Here is a 3,408-nt window from a genome sequence, read left to right on the forward strand (position 1 = left end):
CGGAAAGCCGGCCGCCGGAGACCGAGAGCAGCACGGACTCCACCCGCACCTTGGCCATCTTCTCCGCGAGCGCGACGGCCTGGCGCACCGCCTGCTCGCATTCACCGAGATCGATCACCGCGCCGGCCTTCATGCCGCGCGACTGGATCTGGCTGTAGCCGATCAGCTCCACCGCATGGGTGCGGCCGCGCAGCGCCTCGCTCGGCGCCGACGGCTTCAGCCGCGCGATCATGCAGGCGATCTTGCTGGTGCCGATATCGAGGCAGGCGACCAGGCCGCCGCGCTTGTGCGGCATCGGGCGAGTCTTCGGCGTCTGGGTGCGATCGAGACCGGTCATGCGGAATCCCCGGCCTTCTTTTTCTTCTTGTCCTTGAACAGATCTTCGCGCGCCTTGGCGGCGTCCTCGGACAGTTGCACCACCAGCCGATCGGGCAGGCGCATGTCGACGGCGACGATGTCGCGGGAGAACAGCCGGTCCTCCTTGTCGAGCTTGGACAGCATCGCAAGCGCGTTGCCGACGTCCTGCTCGGGCAGGCGAATGTCGAGACCGTCCTTGAGCCTGAGATTCCAGCGCCGCTCGCCGACGAAGATCGCGGCCTTGGTTACCGAATTGACCTGCGGATAGCGCGCCAGCAGCGCGAGGAAGTCGCGAGCCTGGGTTTCGGCGCCCTTGCCGACCACGAGCGGCAACGACAGGAAGCGGCGCGAGACGTAGGGCTCGAGCACGGCGCCGTCATCGGCGATGACCGAAAGCCGGCCGGCCTCCTGCCACAGCGCGAATGCCTTGCGCTCGGTGAGCTCGATCATGAGCTGGCCCGGATAGAGCTTCAGCACGGTCGCATCCGCGATCCAGGGATTGGCCTTGAGCTTGTCGCGCACCGCGTCGGCGTCGAGGAACAGCAGCGAGGAGCGGCCGCTGACGCCGCCGATCGCCAGGATCTCGTCCTGGGTGAGCTGCTTGCGGCCGTTGATCACGACGGAGGTGATGCGGAACCCGGCGGAATTGGCCAGCGCGTTGCGGGCGTCGCTGACCGCGGTGATGAAATCCTGGAGATGGCCGCCCTTGACGATGCCGAAGCCGCAGCTTCCGATCAGCAGCAGCACGGTCATGCTGATCCCGACCCGGCGCGGCAGGTAGCGCTCGACGAGTGCGACCACGCGCGGCGGCGGCTCGCGCTCGACGACGGCCTTTGCTCTGGTCTTGATCTTGGCGGCAGCGCGCCTCTCGTCACGCTTGTCCTGCAGCCACTCGCGCAGAAGCACGACCGCTCCGATCGCGGCCGCCTTCAGGTCAGCTTGGGGCCTCAGCGATCTGAAAAGCGACCGGGTGAGGCTTCCTGCTCCATCCATTGCACGAGCTCGTCAACAGTTTGCCCGCGACACCGCGCGGATCCTGGCGAACATGACGTCTTGAACATGCCGGGCGGGGTGCTGGTCTTCAGCAGAAGAAAACCTCTCCCCTTCAAAGCGTTCGCTGGAGGTGACATCACCCGCGACAGCTCACGCGCCGGCAGCCAAAGCGCCATATGCGCCGCCAGCGTTAACCTTCGGACGTCCTGGTAAACAAAAGGTAAAGTTCGTTAACGTCCGGCGCATTTTGCCCCGCTATGTGAGGCATTTATGCCGCGATGTCCGGCATTTTACCGGTTTTGGGCGCCAAACCGGCCCGTTTCGCCCATTTGGCCGTTAACCAGTCCTAACTATTTCCGCACACCCCGCCCGGCGAGCTCCACCAGGCCGCGCAGGAAGTCGACGAATTCGATCCCCTCTGCTTTCAGCGCCTTGGGGTAGAGCGAGGACTTGGTCAGCCCGGGCAGCGTGTTGGTCTCGAGATAGACCAGGCCCGTGTCCGAGACGATGAAGTCCGACCGGGAATAGCCGGTGCAGGACATCGCGCGGTGCGCCAGCATCGCCTGCGCCTTCAAGGCGGCGGTGATCTCGGGTGCGAAACGGCCGGGACAGATCTCCTGGGTCGACTTCAGGAGGTATTTTGCGGCGTAGTCGAAACTGCCCTCGCCTGGAATGATCTCGATCGGCGGCAGCGCGATGATCGAGCCATCGGTGCGCTCCAGCACACCGCAGGTCGCCTCGATGCCGGCGATGTAGGGCTCGATGACATACTCCTCGTGCTTGGCCGCGTTACGGACGGCGACGAGATCCTGCCTGGCGTTGACGAAGATCAGACCATAGCTTGAGCCGTCGCGCGCCGGCTTTGCGATCAGTCTTCCGTATTCGGCGAAGGCTTCGTCGATGTCGTCGAGCGCGACATTTGCCGGCGATGTCACACCGCCGAGCGCGGCGAAATGCTTGGCCGCGATCTTGTCGAAGGCAAGATGCGAGGAGGCCGAGCCCGATCCGGTGAAGGGCACGCCGCGCGCCTCGCACATCACCTGCAATTCGCCGTTCTCGGCACGACCGCCATGCAGGCCGAGCACGAGGACGCGACCTTCCGCCTTCGCCCGGTCGAGTGCCTGCTCCAGCGGGATGCCGCGCGTTCCGGGGGCGAACTCGTCCTCGAAGGGGCGGGCATGTTCGAGCAGTTGCTTCGACTGCACCACATGCACCTTGTCCTCGACATCCCACCACCACAGATCGGCCTCGGGCAATGCCTGATGCAGGGCCTGGGCCGAGGCGACCGAAACCAGACGCTCGCGGTTGGAGCCGCCAAAGAGGATGGTGATGCGCATTCGCTGCCTCGTGCTTTGTCATTCCGGGATGGTGCGCAAGCACCAGACCCGGAATCTCGAGATTCCGGGTTGCGCTGCGCGCCCCCGGAATGACTGTTAGGGGGAAATCCCGATCCGCTTGATTTCCCAGTGAAGCTCAATTCCGGAATTTGCCTTCACGCGTTCGCGCACGGTCTCGCCCAGCGTCTCGATATCGTGCGCGGTGGCATCGCCCGTGTTGATAAGGAAATTGCAGTGCATCTCGGAAACCTGCGCGCCGCCGACACGCAAACCTCGGCAGCCGGCGGCGTCGACCAGCTTCCAGGCGGAATGGCCAGGCGGATTCTTGAAGGTCGAGCCGCCGGTCTTCTCGCGGATCGGCTGCGCGGTCTCGCGGTGATTTTGTACTTCAGCCATACGCGCGCGGATCGCCTCGGCATCTTTGATCTCACCGCGAAAGCGCGCGGACGTGAAGATGATGGAGGGATCGACGCCGCTGTTGCGGTAAACGAACTTCATGTCGGCGTTGGAGAAGACATGCTTGGTGCCGTCGCGCCCGACGCCGTGCGCCTCGATCAGAACGTCCTTGGTCTCGCCGCCATTGGCGCCCGCATTCATGCGCAGCGCGCCGCCGATGGTGCCGGGAATGCCGAAATAGAATTCGAGCCCGCCGATATTGGCGGCGGCCGCCACTTCCGCCACGCGCTTGTCGAGCGCGGCCGCGCCCGCGATGACGACATCG

3 protein-coding genes and 1 pseudogene are annotated in these 3,408 nt (G+C 64.9%); all 4 read right to left on the reverse strand.

Features of this window, described 5'->3' with window-relative positions; genetic code table 11:
• Window positions 1–337: pseudogene (locus tag MOV75_RS31680) on the reverse strand (cell division protein FtsA); the annotation flags it as partial.
• Window positions 334–1,350, reverse strand: a complete 1,017-nt coding sequence (locus tag MOV75_RS31685) for a cell division protein FtsQ/DivIB (RefSeq protein WP_246930874.1) — start codon at window positions 1,348–1,350, stop codon at window positions 334–336. The pseudogene MOV75_RS31680 and the gene MOV75_RS31685, both read right to left, overlap by 4 nt.
• Window positions 1,351–1,700: 350 nt before the next feature.
• Window positions 1,701–2,687 carry a D-alanine--D-alanine ligase gene (locus MOV75_RS31690; RefSeq protein ID WP_246930871.1) on the reverse strand — a complete coding sequence of 329 codons (987 nt, stop codon included), beginning with the start codon at window positions 2,685–2,687 and terminating at the stop codon, window positions 1,701–1,703.
• Between the two features lie 96 nt (window positions 2,688–2,783).
• The coding region (murB, locus tag MOV75_RS31695; protein WP_247007288.1) for a UDP-N-acetylmuramate dehydrogenase at window positions 2,784–3,408 on the reverse strand (625 nt) is incomplete at its 5' end.

This window comes from Bradyrhizobium sp. PRIMUS42 (genome assembly GCF_023006515.1).
In the GTDB taxonomy this organism is placed as follows: Bacteria; Pseudomonadota; Alphaproteobacteria; order Rhizobiales; family Xanthobacteraceae; genus Bradyrhizobium.

Excerpts from the sequence above, each read along its gene's own strand:
- MOV75_RS31690 (WP_246930871.1), bottom strand. The coding sequence starts at position 2,687 with ATGCGCATCACCATCCTCTTTGGCGGCTCCAACCGCGAGCGTCTGGTT.
- MOV75_RS31685 (WP_246930874.1), bottom strand. The coding sequence starts at position 1,350 with ATGGATGGAGCAGGAAGCCTCACCCGGTCGCTTTTCAGATCGCTGAGG.